Below are 18,963 nucleotides of genomic sequence, written 5' to 3' on the forward strand. Positions count from 1 at the left end.
CAGTGACACGACGATTGTCGAAGCTTTTTCTCATCTTATCGGCCTTTACACTTTTAACGGGATGTTGGGATTATAAGGATATTCAGGATATCCATTACGTGACTACTTTAGGAGTAGATTATCTTGATGGCAAGTATGTGGTATATGTACAGTTGGTTGACTTATCTGGTGTGGCCAAGCAAGAAAACAAGAGTACAGAACCGGGAAAAGTGTATGTCGGGAAACATTCAGGGAAATCCATTGCGGAGGCAATAAACCATTTGTATCAGTCGGCACAACAACGCTTATACCTTGGTCAAGTTTCTACCTTTGTGTTGACGGATAGGGCGTTAAAGCACAATATAAATGATATAATTGATGCCGCTTTCAGATATAATTTGATTCGGTATTCAAGTAATATTTTTGCGACGAACAAGCCATTGGAGGAATTGTTTGCTATTAAGGGTTTTTTCAATTTAACTCCTTTATATTCAGAATTGCATTTTCCAAAAGCAGTTTATGAAAATATTTCCTATATTAAACCGATTTCATTGAGAACCTTTATTTCCACTTACAGGGACGTCTCTATAACAACAATCCTTCCGACGATTTCTTTTAGTGAAAAGGATTGGACCGAGGACAAGAAAAAGCGCAGGACTTTCATGATTGATGGGGCTTTTGTCCTGTATTATAAAAAATCGTTAAATTGGTATTCCATTGATGATTTAAAAGGATTGCGCTGGGTAACGGAGGATACGAATAAAACACCACTTGAATTTAAAAAAGGCAAGGGCACGAATTACATCTCATTATCCCACCCTAAAGTGAAAATCAAACCGTTCATTAAAGATAATGAAGCTAAATACAACCTGGATATACATATTAATGGGAGTATCTTGGAAATGTCAAAGACAGAACCTTTAAAGAACTTTGAAAATGTAGTTCAAGACTATATAAGAAAAGAAATTGAAAAGACATATGAAATAGGCTTAAAACGGAATGGAGATCCACTGGGTCTGGGGAGAACTCTATACCGTAAAGAATTGAAATTTTGGCAAGCTAAAGGCTTTAAGGAACCAAATGATTATTTGAAGGAAAATTCAATTGACCAAATTAACATAACAGTTAACCTGACCAACGCTGGTACACTTGATTACCATCCGTTTAAAAGTTCAAAATTGCCTGGGAATGATGGGCAATAGGCTAGGTCCTCAGTCAGAATCTTTTCATAAAAAATCCACATCGGCAAATGACGATGTGGATTTTTTATCATGCTACAGAAAATGATTAATTAGTGGAAATAAGCATGAAATGATGATGCCGGAAAGGGCCATTGCCGCACCTGCGACCGCTCCTGTAAATTCACTTTCCTGTGTTGCTTGGGCAGTCCCAAGTCCGTGTGCAATTGTGCCATAAGCAATGCCACGGGCGAAAGGCATCGTGACGTTCAGTTTATCCATCAATTTAGGTGCGATCATCGTGCCTAAAACACCGGTCAAAATGACGAAAGCTGCAGAAATATTAGGGTTTCCGCCATAAATTTTGGTGATTTCCACGGCAATCGGAACTGTAATGGACTTAACCGCCAATCCCTGAAGGATATAAAGCGGAAGTGTTAAGGCTTTGGCGATGGTTAAGGCAAGGGTTAATGTCACGGCAAGACCCAGAACCATGCCGCTGATTGCTGGTATCGCATATTTTGCGATTATGGCTCTATTTTTATAAAGAGGAACGGCCAACGCAACAGTAGCCGGTCCTAAGAAATACGTGATGATGTCTTTGCCTGGGGTATAGTCATTGAAATCCAACCCACTTATTAGCAACGCGAGAATAATAGTGACTGTTCCAAAAAAAACAGGCGTCGTAAAAGGTGAAGGATGTGTACTGTATATTTTCCTACCGATAGCATAGGCTAAGATCGTAATCATTATACTATAAAGTGTGATGAATGTTGTCACGCTGTTTAACCTCTTCTCTACGGGAGAACTTTTGGACGACCAGGGATGATACGATGAACCCGATAATCAAACTGATTAACAGTGTTAGGGCTAAGGGAAGTCCGTATTTTAGAAAGAGCCAACCCATGGTCATTAAGCTTACAGAAATCGGAATGAAGAAAAAGGCCAGATGTTTGACTAAAAAGGTTGATGTAATATCAACCCACTCCACTTTTATAATTTTAGTTTGTAATAAAATGAATAATATAAGCATGCCAATTACGCTTCCTGGAATGGGCAAACTGAAGAAATTGGATAAATAAATCCCTAGTTCACAAATGATAACCAACAGGAAAAGCTGGATGATAAAAAGAATGATTTTTTTCATAATTAGATCCTTTCCATGACTATTTGAATGTATTTAGTAATTGGTCAATTGTATTTATTATAGAAAAAGATTGAGTAAATTAATAGGGTATATGCTTATTCGGCCCAGAAAAATTGTACTCCATATGGCTAAAAGAGGGGGAAATGTAAATAAACATAAAAAAAGCGTCCCAAATCCGGGACGCTTCCGTTTTCTGTATATAAATGATAGGGTACCTTTTCTTTCGTAAGAAAGAGTTGGCATGCCTTTATTAAGATTAAGCTTCAAGTAATTGCTGGTCTTCATCATTATCCTGTCTAAGGATATGCAAGGTGTATAAATCCTTGGGAATTTCAAATAAATCATAAATGTCTTCCTTTTGATTTATTTGATCATAGAGAGCTTTTCTGGTTTCATTTGCCTTGATTGCATAGGGAAGCTTTTCGGCTGCTTTAATGGAACGGATATTTATTTTTCGAATCCTCATAAAAACCGTTTCCATGCCGAGCTCAAAAAATAATTCCTTGAAGAAGGCGTCTTTGGCAACGGCATTATACCCTTTACCATGAAAAGGTTTTCCAAGCCATGTACCTAGGAACCCAGCTCCGTTTTCAATATCGTATAAAGAAATACAACCAACGGGATTTTCCCATTCATCTAAGATTGTTCGTGAAATGAGCTCACCTTTTTCTTCAGCCTCAATCGTTTGCTTAGTAATGAATACATATTCTTCATATGAATCTACTTTATGGCGCACGAAAGGGAAGACATCTGGATGAGTCATGTGTTCATAAAGAGAAAAACAATCTGCAAAATCTCTCTTTTTTAACATTTCCGTCCCTCCGTTTGAGGGCAGTCCTTATGCGTAGCCGCTGCCCACCCTCGAAATTTTTTAAGTCGTTCATCAAAAAATTTCGGGGTGGGAATCGAACCCACTAGAACCGGAAACCGGTGGCGCACCATTTGCCTTCCCTATTTTTATTTTCAGAAAGTATTTAAATCTAAAGTACCTTACGAAGGTATAATACTAAAAAATAAACGGTTTGGGAATAGGTTTTTTGCCTTTTTTTTCGTCAATTTCTAACTTTTTTTTGAAGGTGGAAATTGGGAAGGTTTTGGTTAGCATTCAACTTGATTTTGAGCCCGATTGTCAGCATTTCACTAAGAAAAGTTGCTTTTTTATTTTGTTAAAATCGTCCAGTGAATTGCATGAATAAAATTATCGTACCGAGTGCCCAGACATACATGGAAAATACCTTCAAAGATCGTTTCTTTAAGAAATCAATCATCCAGACTACGGCTATATATCCAAAGATTGCGGCAGCGAGGGTCCCAATCAAAAGAGCCATGAAAGGGATCCTTTCAACCTCTCCCGTGAAAATGGGTTTCATCTGAAAGACGATTCCTCCGGAAATGGCAGGGATGGAAAGTAAAAAAGAAAAATAGGCGGCTGTTGCCCGGTCAAGCCTGCAAAAAAGACCAGCTGCGATGGTCAATCCGGAACGTGATAAGGCAGGCATGATTGCAGCCGCCTGAAAGGTACCGATGATAAAGGAATCTTTTATGGAGATATCATCTAGTTTCTTATTCCCTTTATTGACTCCATCGGCCCACCATAGAATCATTCCGGTTACGAGGAATTCCCAACCAATCGTCAACCCTGTTTTTGAAAGGCTGTCAAACCAATCACTTAAAAGGAGACCGGCAATAACAGCAGGAAGCGTTCCTATTACCAGAAGAAGCGTCAATTTTGAGAATGGATTTTTCAATAAGAATATGATTTCATCTTTGTAAACGACCAATAAAGCAAGTAAAGTTCCAATGTGTAGCATAGTATCTAGAAAGATGCCAGCTTCGTCAAGATGGAAAATGTGCCTCCCCAGATATAAATGGCCTGTACTTGAAATCGGTAAAAACTCAGTTAAGCCCTGGATGATTCCAAGGATGAAGGCCTGGAATTCATTTAGCAAATATATCCCTCCATTCTTACGTGGACAATCCACTATTTAATCTGTATGCGTGGGAAGGGCCAACTTATTCGGTTTTTTATCCGTTAACGTTTTAAGATGGGGGAAAAAAGACTTACTTTTTTAAAAAAAACATGTAAGAAATGAAACTAATTGCTTTTTGAATCGTATTATTTCATATAAGAAAGGAGGAACAGAACACATGCCCACTAAAGATGAAAGAGTGTTTGCTGCCCTAATATATGTAATTAGCTTTTTTACCGCTTTTGTCGGTCCTTTAGTCATATGGTTAGTTAAGAAGGATTCATCCCAATTTGTAGATTATCACGGAAGGGAATATTTGAACTTCTTTATCTCTTATACGGTATATTCCATCGTCGCTGGTCTACTTGTAATCATATTGATTGGTGCAGTACTATTACCGGTCATAGGTATAGCTTTAGTTGTATTTACAATTATAGCTGCAGTCAGAGCTTATGAAGGGGTCGACTATCGCATTCCCTTCATATTTAGGATTTTATAAGTTTTATACCGGGGATTCTGCTTAGGCGGATCCCTTTTTTTATGATGGAACAAGGGTCATTTACTAGCCGAGTATAATAAAAAGGGGGGTATCAATAAAGTATCGGCCATGAACCGAAGAGGCGAACTCATTGGTTATTATGAAGAAAACGGTACAAAGTCCCTCGTGAAGATCAATAGAATGATTTATAATTATGACAAGAATGAATGGATATCCATACAAACTTCAGCAGGGTTCTTATTCTTTTGAAATTATGAGTGGCACCGGAAAGAAGGTGGCTATCAAGTATGGTGCTGTCGAAGGATTGGGAAACGATATTCAAGGCCAATACACCTCTTCTTAGTTTCCCTTTGCGTATGGAGGAGGATTGCAAACTTGCGATCTGGGGTTTGTGTAGCCGTACATCATCATCGTTCCTATTAGCATCAGGTTAGCATTAGGCAATTTTTTTGGCTAATAGTCTAAAGATTTGATATAATCAAATAGTAATACATAATAGAATACATAGAAAAAGGGTGAAGGTATGAGTTTACTTAATGAAATTCTAGATTATAATGAGCAATTTGTTGAAAAAGAGGAATATGTTAAGTACAAAACAGACAAATTCCCTGAAAAGAAAATGGTTATCGTCAGTTGTATGGACACTCGCCTTGTTGAGCTGTTACCAAAATCAATGAATGTCAAAAATGGTGATGTGAAAATATTGAAAACGGCCGGAGCGATTGTTTCTCATCCGTTTGGTAGCGTCATGCGTAGTATCTTGATTGCTATATATGAATTGAAGGCGGATGAAGTGTTTGTCATCCCTCATCATGATTGCGGCATGGCTTCTGTCAATGCTGATGTTACGGTAGAAAAAATGGTAGAACGTGGCATTCAAAAGGAAACAATCGATACAATCGGAGCTTCAGGCATCGATATCAAGAGTTGGCTTCGTGGATTTGATGACGTTTATGAAAGTTTAAAAAATAGTGTAGAGGTTATTAAAAGCCATCCTCTGATTCCAAAGAATGTTCCTGTCCATGGACTTATCATTTCTCCGGATAAAGGCAAATTGGAACTGGTCGTTAACGGTTATGACCACATAGAAAAATAATAAAAACAATGTACCAAAAGCTGATGGAATCATCCCATCAGCTTTTTCATTTTTAAGAGTTTCTATTTATTTTTAAATGAATATTTGTTAAAATCACGAAGTGCAGTTTGTCACTTATACAAGCGGGTGGGCGAGGGACAACATAGTAAGGATACTACATGAAGAAAACAAATTTAGAAACGTTTTTTCATTTTTCCCAATATGGAACAAATGGAAAACGTGAAATTCTTGCCGGTGTGGTTGGTTATTTCACAATCGTATATATTCTCGTCGTGAATTCCCTAATTTTATCTGAAGCAGGTATACCTATTAATGGAGCGGTGATTGCAACCATTATCCTTTCCGCAGTGAGTTGTATCTTGATTGGGTTGTGGGCTAATGTACCAATAATCATCGTCCCCGGTATGGGCGTCAATGCCCTGTTCGCGTACACAATGGTTCAAGGAATGGGCTTATCCTTCCAATCGGCTCTTGGAGCTGTTTTTGTTTCGGGCCTCATTTTTGTAATCGTGGCTTTTACAAAGTTCTCGAAATTGATTAATGATTCCATTCCAGGTTCCATAAAAGACGCCATTTCTGTTGGTCTTGGTTTATTTTTGCTGTTAATCGGTTTGGAAAAGGGTGGGATTATTACAAGGGGCTCTTCATCGCTTCTTGGACTTGGTCATTTGAGTGACCCATCTGTTCTAGCAACGATTTTGACATTTTTACTTGCCATTGCTTTATTTATTAAAAATGTCCCAGGAAACTTTATGATCACGATCATCATAGGTAGCTGTATAGCGTACTTTTTTGGCACGATTGAAATCTCGAACATCCACTTTTCTGGTTTGGATACAGCCTCTTATAGTGAACTCTTTTTTTCACTGACATTTATCGAGGTGGGGCGAATTGAATTTTGGATAAGTGTTTTTGCGATGACCATGGTACTAATCTTTGAAAACATTGGTCTTGTACACGGACATGTGAACAGCATCGAACGTCCGGAGGCTTATAAGAAGTCTCTACAGGCAACGAGTGTTTCCGTTCTTCTTTCTGGCCCTATCGGTTCCAGTCCGACGGTAGCCACTGTTGAGACCGCTGCAGGCATCGCCTCAGGGGGCAGGACCGGTTTAACATCAGTCATCACGGGGTTCTTGTTTCTTCTGTCACTTTTATTTATTCCGGTAATTAAGGTGATTCCGGATAGTGCCATTGCGCCAATTTTAATCATTATCGGCATGCTCATGCTTGAAAATATTAAGAAAATGGACTTTAGCGATTATACAGAAAGCATCCCCGCAATTTTAATCATTACCTTCATTCCATTTACCTACAGTATTGCAGATGGAATGGCTTTCGGGTTTATTCTATACCCATTCCTGAAAGTGGTCACAGGTAAGGCGAAAGAAGTTTCAGGTCCAATGTATGTTAGCGCTATATTGTTTATTATCTATTTTATAATAGGTTAATATGAATTGAAGAGTCTGTGGAGTGGGTAGAATTGCCTCCACAGGCTTTTTATTGTATGGCAACTCGGCTTTCTTGATGGAATATTCGCTTAATTGGAATTTTCCCGATGACATGTTCGAACTTATAATGCTATGATAAAGAATATTTAAAATAAATGAACAGCATTGAGGATGTGACAGGATGTTAATTGAAGGTTTTAAAATTCATGGATCGGGCAATGATTTTTTAATTATTGATGAATTAACAACAACTCTGACCTTTACAGAGGCAGAACGCGAAAAATTAGCGAAGGTCCTTTGCAATAGAGAAAAGCTTGGAGCGGATGGCATTCTATTTGTCATGAAAAGTGAGCATGCAGATGCCAGAATGCGGGTATTTAATGCAGATGGATCAGAAGCATCCATGTGTGGTAATGGACTTCGGTGTGTGGCCAGGTATATGAATGACGTTTTAGGTCTTGATAAAATGACTGTTGAGACGATGAAAGTGAATTTACTCGTCGAAAAAACGGATGATATTTATGCGGGAATTCCAACATTCAAAGTGGAAATTTCTCCGGTCAGCTTTAGGGTCAAGGATCTTCCGCTTGCAATAGAAAAGGATCAGTTGTTAAATGAATTGCTCCCTGAGTTGCATGATTCCCTCCTATTTTCGGCATTGGCTGTCCCAAATCCACACTTGATCACCTTAGTGGATAGCGATGTATTGCAAAGTAATTTACAGGAAGAGCTTGCCACGAAAGTGAACCAACCGAATGACCTGTTTCCGGATGGGGTCAATGTCAGTTTTGTAAAAGAACTGACACCTGGGAGCATTTATGTTCGTACCTTCGAAAGAGGTGTAGGCTTCACGAATGCTTGTGGAACTGCGATGTCGGCTTCAAGTCTGGTTACTTGCTCGATTGGACTTAATTCGCTTGAACAGGAAATTTCCGTTTATAACAACGGTGGAAAAGTGAAATGTATCGTTCACCATGATGAAGAGAGTAATGCGTATTCCATTGACCTGATTGGAAATGCAACCTATGAGTTCAAAGCGTTGCTTGAAATAGACATCGATCAGCCAGAGGTTTTCACAGTGCTTGAAAAACATGAATATGAAGAGGAAACAAAATTATATGCAAAGATGCAGGATGAAGTACAAAGCTTTTTGAAAACGAAATGGTAAGGGACAAAAGGCTGTCAAATCAGTAAATTATTATAAAAAAAGAAAAACAGGTAAAGAAAAACGATTCGTTTTTCTTCACCTGTTTTATTTTTTGGACTTATAAGGCCCCTTTTGTTGTTTAAGGAAGGATAAAACCTCTAGAAATGCTGGGCCGTTATCAATCTGCCTGTAATTCTTGAAGGGGCAGCCCAACCTTTTGATCCTGTTAGGTACAGTTTCCACTGTATAATCTTCCAGTCTAAGGTTTTCATTCACTTCTTCCCATGATAAGGGGGTGGCTACCCCGGCGAAATGATTTCCACGAGGGGAATAAGGGACGATAATGGTTTTCCCTTCACTATGTTGGACAAAATCGAGATAAAGTCGATTTTGTCGATTTTTCTTCATTCTCTCTAAGGTAAAGTCATTTGGAAAGGAGCTTATTAAGTATTGACCAAGAAAATCAGTGAAAATATGTGTCTCTTTATAAGTAAAAGTATCTTCCGGTAGTGGAATATGAATCTGTAATCCCTTATTTCCTGAAGTTTTTACGAATGCTTCTATATGTAATGGAAGCAAGACTTTCTTTATTTCAAGAGCGGCATGAATCGCCAAGTTAAAATACTCAATCGAGGGAGGGTCAAGATCCAATACAATTTCATCTGGTTTAGTAGAGCCAGCTTTCTGAAATGGTGCATGGAACTCCAAGGCAAGTTGGTTGCCAAACCAAAGCAATGTTTCCAGTTCATTACATAGCATGTACTCAATGTCTTCATTCAGGAACGTTTGAATCGATGCGGGTGCATACTCTGGCTTATTTTTTTGAAAAAAACGTTCAGGGTTCATTGCGCCATGAGGGTAACGAATTGTTGTCAGAAGTTTGTCGGCTAGAAAAGGCAAGAAATGAGATGACACCTCCCGTAAATATTGGAGGTATTCAACTTTTATCACCTTTCTATCCTTAAATGCCCAAATCGGTTTATCTGGGGATGTTATATGGACCGACTCCGGAAAAGTAAATTGACTGATAAGGAACCTCTCCCAAGTACATTCACTTGGTATCGTTTGCAACAGCCACTGGGAAAACTGAGGCTCCCGTAATTCATTTTCTTCATGAACATGCAGAAATTGCACTTCGATACAAATGGAAGGATGGAGGTAAAAGAACTTCGCATTCTCTTCGACGGCATTTTTTTTAATCAATTCGTGTAAAATGGTTTTATCCTGGGCACTCATGCCATTTTTGACGCTCCCAATCGGGGTAATTACACCGTCTTTATAAACGGAAATTGAAATATATCCGTTTTCTTTATGAAGAGCGGTGATAAAGCAGGGGAATACCCTCCAATTTTTCACCTTGATCCAGGAGGTTGACCGTTTTTCGTGCCATATGCTGTTGATGTTCTTGGCTACAATCCCTTCCCCATCCATGAGAATGACCTTGTTCATCGCTTCATTTGCAGTATCATAGTTTCCAATCAGTTGGATTGGGCTTTCTTCATGGGGGCTAGGATTTTCTGGGAAATGAAGTTTCTTTCCTAAGCCCTTCAACATAGCTTTCCGTTCCGACAAGTTTTGTTTGGTAATGTCTTTTCCATTTAAGGTTAGTAAGTCAAACACTATGAATCGGCATGGGGAGAGGGTGGAAGCCTCGGATATCAATGTTTGGTTTCTCAAACGTCCACGCCACTGTATCTCGGAAAAGTCTGCCTTGGCTTCATTGGTTAGCCAAACTAGTTCTCCATCTAGTTGAAGGGGAAGTATACCTTCGAGGTTCAAGGTCTCTAGGAATTCACCGATTTCCGGAAAAAGAGGCAGCAACTCTTTTCCGTTCCGGCTCGTCAGCTTTGCCACTTTACTTTCTTCAATCGTTAAAATGGCCCGAAAGCCATCATATTTGACTTCATATATCCATTCCTTAGAACAAGGAGCTTCTGGATGATAGGTGGGCAACATTGGTTTTATCACATTTTTCCCTCCGTTCAATGCGTTTATTAGTATTTTCCCCATAAAATCTTAATTTTAAGAGTTGAGATATAATTTTTTTGAAAGAAATGGGAATGATAATAATAGTGAATCAATTAATCAACGATGAGGTGAGGAATTTGCATACAATATGGAAAGGCAGCATTTCTTTTGGATTGGTGAATATCCCGATAAAGCTTCATGCGGCAACGGAAGATAAGGATATATCCTTACGAACTTTGCATAAGGAATGCCATTCACCGATAAAATATGAAAAGGTTTGTCCAGTTTGCCAGAAAGAAGTAGGCAAGGATGATATTGTTCGTGCGTTTGAGTATACAAAAGGAAAGTTTGTTGTCCTAGAAGACAATGAACTTGAGCAATTAAAAAAACAAAATGAAGATAAGGCAGTGGAAATCATTGATTTTGTTAAAATAGAGGAAATTGATCCAATCTATTTCAACCGAAGCTATTATATGTCTCCAAACGATGGCGGTACAAAAGCCTATTCTCTTTTGAGGGAAGCACTCTTGGAGTCAGGCAAGGTTGGTCTCGCTAAAATCATCATTCGTTCCAAAGAACAAATGGCTATCCTTCGGGTAGTGGATAACACATTATTGATGGAAACCATTCATTACCCTGATGAGGTTCGTTCTGCAACCGACGTTCCTAATATTCCTGCTAATGATGCCATTGCAAAAAAAGAAATCGATACGGCCATATTATTAATTGATCAGTTGACATCGACGTTTGATCCGACTAAATACAAAGATGATTATCGAACAGCTTTGCTTGAATTGATTGAATCAAAGAAAACTGGCGAGAAAACCATTACAGCAAAATCTAAAGAACCCGTGGCCAATAATGTGACGGATTTAATGGCAGCTTTACAAGCGTCCATTGACAGGACGAAGCCGGAGAAAATGGTTGTAAAGAAAAAGACTACACGCAAAAGAGCGGAGCCTAAAAAGAAACAAGCGTAAAAAAAGCCTGAGCGAAATCTATCGCTTAGGCTTTTTTTGTTTTATCCTAGAGGTAGCGTGGTAAATGAGGGAAAAGGTGGTGTCCGAGAATGCATAACTTTTTTAGCATACATATTTCAAAAAAACTTCTTTATATTGCCATGATGGCTGGTTTAATCCTAGTTTATTTTTTCATTTTTATTGAAATTGTGGAAGAACTGAAGGAAGGGGAGTTAATCGAATTTGATAAAGTCCTTATCAATTTCATCCAAGTGCCCTTTAGTGAACAATTTATCAGCTTTGTGACTACGCTCACATTTTTTGGGTCGGTGACATGGATAGTCGTACTAATTGGTATATTTGCCTTGATTTTGGCCTTATACAGAAGAAAACAGCTTGCTTTATACTTAATAATCACTTCAGCAATGGGTGGGGTATTTAATTGGGGGCTAAAATATCTTTTTCAAAGGGAAAGACCCGATATCGCTCCATTATTATCCGTTTCCGGATATAGTTTTCCTAGTGGTCACTCTATGGCTTCGGTTATCGTTTACGGAAGCATTGCAGTTGTATGTTTACGAATCGTCAAAAGTAAATATATGAACGGCATTATATGGTTTTTGGCTTTTTTGGCTTCATTGGTCATTGGATGGAGCCGCATTTATCTAGGGGTGCATTACCCGAGCGATGTTGTGGCAGGTTTTGTTGCCGGAGCTGCTTGGCTAACGATATCGGCATGGCTGTTACGATACCTGGAATATAAGGGGCGAAAAAATAGAAGCTAAGGGGAAAATGAAGGCATAAGAAAATCACCAAAATTATCAAAAAAGTGGTGTACTGTGAGGAAAGTAATGATCGTACCTATAAATTTTCATTAAAAGAAGGTCTCTTGTTCAATTTGGTAGTTACTTGTTAGGTATAAATAATTAGTAAGGATCTACTGTTTTCCATCCTTTTTAAAAGGAGACAAAAAAATTCGCCCCCTAAAGAGCGACAATGAGGAAATTAATCGTGAATCAACATATAGGCGACGGATTGTCTTTTTCGACTATATATTGTGTTCATATTCTATCATAATTAATTTGGAAATAGCAACTAAATTACTAAAACAAAGGGATTATTTTTATATCATTCTCTTTTCACATCGAATTTTATACCTAGTAAAGAGGTTATTGCTTTTGTTTGGTATAATCAAATAATTGAATAGATTGAATATAAAGAATGTTTCTTTATTGCAATCTGGAAATTTAAAAGAAATGGAAGATGTCCAATGGAAAATCGTAAAATCATGTCTCTTCAAATTGGGATGCCAAAAGAGGAGGAGCTTTCGGGGGTAAAGATCAAAACGGCAATGGATAAGAAGGCCATCGACTATATCACCGTAACAAAATCAGGGATTGATGGGGATGGAGTGGGTAATAGAAAGTTCCATGGAGGGCCTGACCGTGCTCTATGTTTTTATCCCTTTGAGCATTATGATTTATGGAATCGAACATTCAATAAGCAGCTTTCCATCCCTGCATTTGGGGAGAATTTGACGATTGCTGGAATGACTGAACGTCAAACGTTTATAGGCGATATCTATCGCATTGGCGGGACCGTTATTCAGATTACACAGGGGCGTATTCCTTGCTCGACCATCTCCCACTTTAACAAAGAGCCAGAGTTTTTGAAATTGGTGATGGACACTAATCTAACTGGCTATTTTGCTAGGGTCTTACAAGAAGGGGTAATTGGCCAACAAGATGATATCGTGTTATTGGATAGGCTTCAAGATAAGGTTACGGTACTTTATGCAACGGATGTCATCCTTCATAAGCGTGATGGGGAGGAGGGGGCAATGTCCTTGCTTTCCATTGAATCCTTGTCAGAAGAATGGGGAGTCTTGCTTTCTAAAAGGATGTATCGTTAAAAAGTCTGAAGAAAATGAAAAAATGAAAATATACTCTTGAAATTATCAGATGATTCATGTAAATTAAATATAAATAAATTTTGAAATGTTTAGAAAATTAAATTTAATAAATCTTATCGAGAGAGGTGAAGGGACTGGCCCAATGAAACCTCAGCAACCAGCCTAGGCAAAGGTGCTAAATCCAGCAAGCAGAGCTTGATAGATGAGGAGAATGTTTCGAAAAAAGCCTTCTTCTTTGAGAAGGTTTTTTTTCTTTACTCTCACACTCATAGAAACCGACAAAAACCATAGTGTTTTTAAGAGAGGGTGTACTAATTGGATTTTCGTAGTGAATTGAAGGAAAGAATGCTAGTTGGAGACGGCGCGATGGGTACGTTGTTGTACTCCTATGGAATCGATCAATGTTATGAGGAAATAAATTGCACCAATCCTGATAAAATTGAGTCTATACATAGGGCCTATTTAGAAGCGGGTGCAGATATTCTGCAAACCAATACATATGGTGCCAATTTCAATAAATTGAAACGGTATGGGCTGGAGGAAGAAGTCAGTCGGATCAATCGCCAAGGAGTCAGCCTTGCTAAACAAGTAGCGAAAGGGAAGGCTTATGTTTTTGGTACAATTGGGGCCCAGCGTAGTATACGTAAATCGGATTTAAGTATAGAAGAAATAAAACGGGGTTTTCGAGAACAATTATACAGTTTGCTCCTGGAAGATCCCGATGGAATTCTTCTTGAAACATTCTATGATTTTGAAGAGCTTGAAACGGTGCTTCAAATTGCTAAAAAGGAAACGGACCTGCCGATTATTGCAAATGTATCGATGCATGAACTTGGAAATCTTCAAAATGGATTTCATTTGAATGAAGCTTTTCAAAAGCTAGAGTACCTAGGTGCAGATGTCGTTGGGGTGAATTGCCGTCTGGGCCCCCATCATATGATAAGGGCACTGGAAGAAGTGAAATTGCCTATGCAGGCGTCGATTGCTATCTATCCTAATGCAAGTCTTCCAGATTATGTGGATGGGAGACTGGTCTATAAAGCGGAACCAGAATATTTCGGTTCAAGTGCACTCGAATTACGAAAACAAGGAGCAACCATTATAGGGGGTTGCTGTGGTACGACACCACTACATATACAAGCTGTGAACGAAATGATTGGCACTTTAGCGCCAGTCAAGGAAAAAATTACGAAAGCTCGACATATAGAAATTATTGAAGTGAATAACCAAAAACAAGAATTAGCTCTTCATGAAAAGGCAAAAACGGATAGAACGATCCTAGTTGAGCTTGATCCACCGAAAAAGTTAGGAATCGAAACGTTTATGGCAGGAGCTGAAGCCTTGAAAAAAGCTGGGGTGGATTCCATTACTTTAGCTGATAATTCACTTGCTTCACCAAGGATATCGAATTCGACCTTAGCCAATTTATTAAAGGCTGAATTAGGGGTGAATCCGATGGTCCATATTACGTGCAGGGACCGAAATCTTATTGGATTGCAATCCCATTTAATGGGGTTGCATACAGTCGGGCTGGATGAAGTTTTAGTTATCACTGGGGATCCTTCTAAGATTGGTGATTTCCCGGGGGCAACGTCTGTCTATGATTTATCTTCATTCGATTTGATAAGTCTGGTTAAGCAATTCAATGAGGGCTACTCCTATTCCGGACAAAGTCTAGGGAAACGGGCTAATTTCAAGATTTCCGCAGCTTTTAATCCAAATGTGAAATATCTCGATAAGGCTGTTCAGAGAATGGAAAAGAAAATCGCTTGCGGTGCTCATTCGTTTTTGACACAGCCAGTTTATTCAGTAGAACAAATAGAAGAAGTCTATCAGGCGACAAAACATTTGGAAACACCGATTTTCATGGGGATAATGCCCCTTACCAGTACGAGGAATGCCGAATTCATCCATAATGAAATACCGGGGATTAAATTACCTGACAGTGTACGGAAAGCAATGGCCTCAGCGGGAGCTGATCCAGTAAAATCAAGGATTGAAGCTATAAATATAGCAAGGGAATTGGTAGACGCAGCCCAAGAGAGGTTCAAGGGAATTTACTTAATAACGCCTTTCTTACGCTATGAAATGACAGCGGAACTTACTACATATATTAAGGATCATGATCGTAAACAAACATCTGAGGTGGCAGGACATGAGTAAAAGGGAAATTAACGTGCAATTACAATCAAAGATTCTTCTTCTTGATGGAGCAATGGGCACCATGATTCAAGCTGAAGATTTAACGGCCGAGGATTTCGGTGGAGAACAATACGAAGGGTGTAATGAGTATTTATCGTTAACCCGTCCTGAAATCATTCAAACCATCCATGAAAAATATTTAGCGGCAGGTGCCGATATTATAGAGACTAATACCTTTGGTGCCACAAGCTTAGTGCTGGATGAATATCAATTAAGCACGCTTGCATATGAACTTAATAAAGTATCGGCAGAGCTTGCCGTAAAAGCATGTGAAAAATATTCAAGTGATAATTGGCCCAGGTATGTAGCGGGTTCTATGGGACCAACGACAAAAACTTTATCTGTTACAGGTGGAACGACTTTCGATATATTGACCGATTCATATGAGGAACAGGCACTTGGCCTTATAGACGGTGGGGTAGACTTATTACTCGTGGAAACCTGTCAAGATATGCTCAATGTAAAGGCGGCCTTTTCTGGAATTAGATCGGCCATCGCTAAAACTGGCAAGGAAGTACCGATAATGATTTCAGGAACAATCGAGCCGATGGGAACGACGTTAGCCGGTCAATCCATAGAGGCATTTTATTTATCTGTAGAGCATATGAACCCTCTGGCTGTCGGTTTGAACTGTGCGACAGGCCCAGAGTTTATGATTGACCATATCCGTACTCTAGCAGATCTATCCGACAATGCGATTAGCTGTTATCCAAATGCAGGATTGCCTGATGAAGAGGGGCATTACCATGAATCTCCCACTTCCCTAGCCGAGAAAATGAAACAATTTGCAGAAAAAGGCTGGGTCAATATCATTGGTGGCTGTTGTGGTACTACTCCTGAACACATTAAAGAGCTCTCAAGAGTTCTTAAAGATATTCAACCACGGAAATTACCTGAGGTTGCACATGGTCATGCCGTATCTGGCATCGAGCCGCTTATTTATGACGACTCAATGCGACCCCTGTTTGTCGGAGAGCGAACGAATGTCATTGGATCTCGTAAATTCAAGGAATTGATTCGTGCTAAGAAATACGAACCAGCAGCGGAGATTGCCCGGGCACAAGTTAAGAAAGGTGCGCATGTCATTGATATCTGTCTGGCAGACCCTGATGGAGATGAGTTCGGTGACATGAAAGAATTCATTGAAGAGGTCGTCAAAAAGGTAAAGGTCCCTTTAGTCATCGATACAACTGATGAAGCCGTTCTTGAACAAGCCTTGAAACATTCCCAAGGGAAATCCATCATAAACTCAATCAATCTCGAAGATGGTGAAGAGAGGTTTGAAAAAATCGTTCCACTTATTCATCAATACGGTTCGGCTGTCGTAGTAGGAACGATTGATGAAATTGGTATGGCGGTAGATGCCGAACGAAAAATAGAAGTAGCTACTCGCTCAGTGGATTTACTTGTAAACAAATACGGCCTAAAGAAAAGTGACTTGATTTTTGATCCGCTTGTATTTCCAGTCGGTACAGGAGATGAACAATATATTGGCTCCGCATTGGAAACAGTAAAAGGAATTAAAGCAATCAAGGAAAAATTCCCTGAATGTTTGACGATTCTTGGGATTTCAAATGTTTCGTTTGGCTTGCCTTCACGTGGAAGGGAAATATTGAATGCCGTTTTTCTTTATCATTGTACGAAAGCTGGACTAGATTACGCGATTGTGAATACGGAAAAACTCGAACGGTTTGCTTTAATACCAGAAGTGGAAGTGAAGCTTGCTGAAGCACTTTTATTTGATACCTCAACAGAAACACTGGCGACCTTCACTGAATTTTATCGTGGTAAAAAAGCTGAAAAGAAAGATGATGGAATTATTCTTCCATTAGATGAAAGGTTAGGTAACTACATAATCGAGGGTACAAAAGAAGGATTGATCGAGGACTTGAATGAAGCCATAGAGCGTGGTGATGCTCCACTGGAAATCATTAATGGACCATTGATGGATGGAATGAGCGAAGTGGGGCGGTTATTCAATGATAACCAACTTATTGTGGCAGAAGTGCTTCAAAGTGCCGAGGCAATGAAAGCCGCTGTTTCACATCTTGAACCGCTTATGGAAAATTCAGAGGATCATGCTAAAAAAGGCAAAATTCTTTTGGCCACTGTCAAAGGGGATGTCCATGATATCGGTAAAAACCTTGTCGATATCATTCTTTCCAATAATGGTTATGAAGTAGTGGACCTTGGAATTAAGGTTGCACCGCAGCAAATCATTGAGGAAGTACGGAAACATGAACCTACCATTATCGGTTTATCGGGCCTGCTTGTAAAGTCAGCTCAGCAAATGATCTTAACAGCACAGGATTTGAAACAGGCTGGGATTGACACCCCAATTTTGGTGGGGGGTGCCGCATTATCCCGTAAGTTCACCGATTTTAAAATCTCACCCGAATACGATGGGCCTGTTCTATATTCTAAGGATGCGATGGATGGTTTGGTCGTAACGAATATCCTACATGATACGAACAGAAAAATGGTATACCTAGAGGAACTGAAAAATAAACGTGAAAAGGCAAAAGCCAATGCTGCCATCGCCGCATTAATTGAAAAACCGGAACGTAAGCCAGTAAGTGTGGTTCCACTAAGGAATGTACCGGTTCAAAAACCTCATGATGTCAAAAGGCATATACTAAAAAGATATCCACTCGAAGTCATTCAGCCCTATATCAATAGACAGATGTTGATTGGACATCATCTGGGTCTAAAAGGGAAGGTGGCCGAATTACTGAAGGAGGGTAACGATAAAGCTATACAATTGAATGATTTGGTTGACGAGCTGATTGAATTCCTGAAATCCGAACCTGAATATGGATTAAATGCAGTATATCAATTTTTCCCCGCCCAAAGTGATGGTGACAAATTAGTGGTATACAATCCCGAGGATCATCAGGAAGTATTGGAAACTTTTGATTTTCCAAGGCAAGATACAAGTCCAAACCTTTGTCTGGCTGATTTTGCGAAGCCTATTTCTTCTGGCGAAATGGACTATGTTGGTTTCTTCCTGGTTACAGCAGGAAGAGGCATTAGAAAGTGGGCTGAAAAGTTCAAGAAAGAGGGAGATTTCTTAAAAAATCATGCCCTACAATCCCTTGCTCTCGAAACGGCTGAAGGATTTGCTGAAAGAATCCATCAAATGATGCGTGACGATTTGGGAATTAGCGATTCTATCGAAATGACCATGAAAGAGAGATTTGCTGCCAAGTATATTGGTCAAAGATTTTCTTTCGGGTATCCAGCCTGCCCGAATCTGGAAGACCAGGAAAAACTCTTCCGCTTATTACAGCCTCAGGATATTGGGGTAGAATTGACTGAAGGTTTCATGATGGAACCGGAGGCATCTGTTTCCGCCATAGTGTTTGCACACCCTGAAGCTAGATATTTTAATGTCGATAGATAAGTAAGGCAGCGGTTAAATCCGCTGTCTTATTGATTATGGCGAGTTAATTTCG

At 39.3% G+C, this 18,963-nt stretch carries 15 protein-coding genes and 1 riboswitch; of the genes, 10 read left to right on the forward strand and 5 right to left on the reverse strand.

Annotated elements, in window-relative coordinates; genetic code table 11:
• Nucleotides 1-2 precede the first annotated feature (2 nt).
• Nucleotides 3-1,181 (forward strand): Ger(x)C family spore germination protein, encoded by a 1,179-nt coding sequence (locus ACIQXQ_RS09605; protein WP_402956895.1) that lies wholly within the window; start codon nt 3-5, stop codon nt 1,179-1,181.
• A gap of 72 nt (nt 1,182-1,253) precedes the next feature.
• Here ACIQXQ_RS09605 and ACIQXQ_RS09610 read toward each other — a convergent pair whose 3' ends face one another.
• The 4 genes from ACIQXQ_RS09610 to ACIQXQ_RS09625 all read right to left on the reverse strand — a co-directional run bounded on the left by ACIQXQ_RS09610 (nt 1,254) and on the right by ACIQXQ_RS09625 (nt 4,253).
• A complete protein-coding gene (locus ACIQXQ_RS09610) occupies nt 1,254-1,937 on the reverse strand; it encodes an LrgB family protein (RefSeq protein ID WP_402956897.1) in 684 nt (227 codons plus the stop codon).
• Nucleotides 1,912-2,304 (reverse strand): CidA/LrgA family protein, encoded by a 393-nt coding sequence (locus ACIQXQ_RS09615; protein WP_402956899.1) that lies wholly within the window; start codon nt 2,302-2,304, stop codon nt 1,912-1,914. The genes ACIQXQ_RS09610 and ACIQXQ_RS09615 overlap by 26 nt, the downstream gene beginning before the upstream one ends.
• 256 nt (nt 2,305-2,560) lie before the next feature.
• On the reverse strand, nt 2,561-3,115 hold the full coding sequence (locus tag ACIQXQ_RS09620; RefSeq protein WP_402956901.1) for a GNAT family N-acetyltransferase: 555 nt from the start codon (nt 3,113-3,115) through the stop codon (nt 2,561-2,563).
• A 355-nt stretch (nt 3,116-3,470) separates the two neighbouring features.
• A complete protein-coding gene (locus ACIQXQ_RS09625; protein WP_402956903.1) occupies nt 3,471-4,253 on the reverse strand; it encodes an undecaprenyl-diphosphate phosphatase in 783 nt (260 codons plus the stop codon).
• A gap of 199 nt (nt 4,254-4,452) precedes the next feature.
• Here ACIQXQ_RS09625 and ACIQXQ_RS09630 point away from each other — a divergent pair, with 199 nt between their 5' ends.
• From ACIQXQ_RS09630 to dapF, 4 genes are all read left to right on the forward strand, one after another.
• A complete protein-coding gene (locus ACIQXQ_RS09630) occupies nt 4,453-4,773 on the forward strand; it encodes a DUF4870 domain-containing protein (protein WP_402868896.1) in 321 nt (106 codons plus the stop codon).
• A gap of 523 nt (nt 4,774-5,296) precedes the next feature.
• Nucleotides 5,297-5,869 (forward strand): beta-class carbonic anhydrase, encoded by a 573-nt coding sequence (locus tag ACIQXQ_RS09635; protein WP_402868892.1) that lies wholly within the window; start codon nt 5,297-5,299, stop codon nt 5,867-5,869.
• 158 nt (nt 5,870-6,027) lie between these two features.
• The gene (locus ACIQXQ_RS09640) at nt 6,028-7,320 is read left to right on the forward strand and encodes an NCS2 family permease (protein ID WP_402956905.1); all 1,293 of its coding nucleotides are present in this window, start codon (nt 6,028-6,030) and stop codon (nt 7,318-7,320) included.
• Between the two features lie 181 nt (nt 7,321-7,501).
• Nucleotides 7,502-8,488, forward strand: coding sequence for a diaminopimelate epimerase (gene dapF, locus ACIQXQ_RS09645; protein ID WP_402956907.1), 987 nt, complete (start codon nt 7,502-7,504; stop codon nt 8,486-8,488).
• Between the two features lie 84 nt (nt 8,489-8,572).
• Here dapF and ligD read toward each other — a convergent pair whose 3' ends face one another.
• Nucleotides 8,573-10,435 carry a DNA ligase D gene (gene ligD, locus ACIQXQ_RS09650; RefSeq protein ID WP_402868885.1) on the reverse strand — a complete coding sequence of 621 codons (1,863 nt, stop codon included), beginning with the start codon at nt 10,433-10,435 and terminating at the stop codon, nt 8,573-8,575.
• A gap of 137 nt (nt 10,436-10,572) precedes the next feature.
• On the opposite strand from ligD, the gene ku reads away from it, so the two are divergent.
• The 5 genes from ku to metH all read left to right on the forward strand — a co-directional run bounded on the left by ku (nt 10,573) and on the right by metH (nt 18,911).
• A complete protein-coding gene (gene ku / locus ACIQXQ_RS09655; protein ID WP_402868883.1) occupies nt 10,573-11,415 on the forward strand; it encodes a non-homologous end joining protein Ku in 843 nt (280 codons plus the stop codon).
• Between the two features lie 89 nt (nt 11,416-11,504).
• Nucleotides 11,505-12,179 carry a phosphatase PAP2 family protein gene (locus ACIQXQ_RS09660; protein ID WP_402868881.1) on the forward strand — a complete coding sequence of 225 codons (675 nt, stop codon included), beginning with the start codon at nt 11,505-11,507 and terminating at the stop codon, nt 12,177-12,179.
• A 485-nt stretch (nt 12,180-12,664) separates the two neighbouring features.
• On the forward strand, nt 12,665-13,306 hold the full coding sequence (locus ACIQXQ_RS09665) for an MOSC domain-containing protein (RefSeq protein WP_402956909.1): 642 nt from the start codon (nt 12,665-12,667) through the stop codon (nt 13,304-13,306).
• A 110-nt stretch (nt 13,307-13,416) separates the two neighbouring features.
• A riboswitch (SAM riboswitch) is annotated at nt 13,417-13,515 on the forward strand.
• A 106-nt stretch (nt 13,516-13,621) separates the two neighbouring features.
• On the forward strand, nt 13,622-15,469 hold the full coding sequence (locus ACIQXQ_RS09670) for a bifunctional homocysteine S-methyltransferase/methylenetetrahydrofolate reductase (protein WP_402956911.1): 1,848 nt from the start codon (nt 13,622-13,624) through the stop codon (nt 15,467-15,469).
• Complete coding sequence (gene metH, locus ACIQXQ_RS09675) at nt 15,462-18,911, forward strand: methionine synthase (protein ID WP_402956913.1); 3,450 nt, start codon at nt 15,462-15,464, stop codon at nt 18,909-18,911. The genes ACIQXQ_RS09670 and metH overlap by 8 nt, the downstream gene beginning before the upstream one ends.
• Nucleotides 18,912-18,963: the final 52 nt, after the last annotated feature.

The organism is Peribacillus sp. NPDC097198, assembly GCF_044762055.1.
Taxonomy (GTDB): Bacteria; Bacillota; Bacilli; order Bacillales; family DSM-1321; genus Peribacillus.